The sequence below is a fragment of the Vibrio sp. 2132-1 genome (assembly GCF_033344315.1).
On the sequence record NZ_JAWPON010000879.1, the window covers coordinates 1 to 511 of the forward strand.

At 42.1% G+C, this 511-nt stretch carries 1 protein-coding gene; it reads left to right on the plus strand.

Going from position 1 to position 511, the window contains the following annotated elements; all coding sequences use genetic code 11:
* Positions 1-39 precede the first annotated feature (39 nt).
* Positions 40-511, plus strand: a 472-nt coding sequence (locus R8N47_RS28510) for a LysR family transcriptional regulator (RefSeq protein ID WP_318186522.1), incomplete at its 3' end; no start/stop codon positions are given.

Here is a 511-nt window from a genome sequence, read left to right on the forward strand (position 1 = left end):
TTAAATTATCCGTCTCATTCCTAATTTTCATTAATTGCTATGTTATTAGAAGGCATTGAAACGTTACTTGTACTAAGTAAAGAAAAAACCATGAGCCGCACTGGTAGTCAGCTGTACATCAGCCAATCTGCGGTGAGTAAACGTATCGCCAATTTAGAAAAAAAATTAGGAAAGAAACTGATCGAGCCAAACGGCAGACACATTAAACTAACCTCGGATGCTCTGGCCCTTATCAATACGATAGAGCCCACGTTCAATGAGTTACGAGGACAGATTTACGATCAGCAAGAGCTCGAAGATACGTCATTAATAAAAATGGATTGCTCAGAAACTCTCGTCGCAGGTTATCTGAGTATGATTATGGAAGAGCAACTGGCACGCGATCCTTATCTCAGAATCTCGACCAATCACACTCCGAGAATCGTTGAAAACGTAAAATCAGGGCGAGCGACCCTAGGATTCTGCGCTGGTTACTTACCTTCTCATCACGGTTTGATGAGCGTTCATCTCG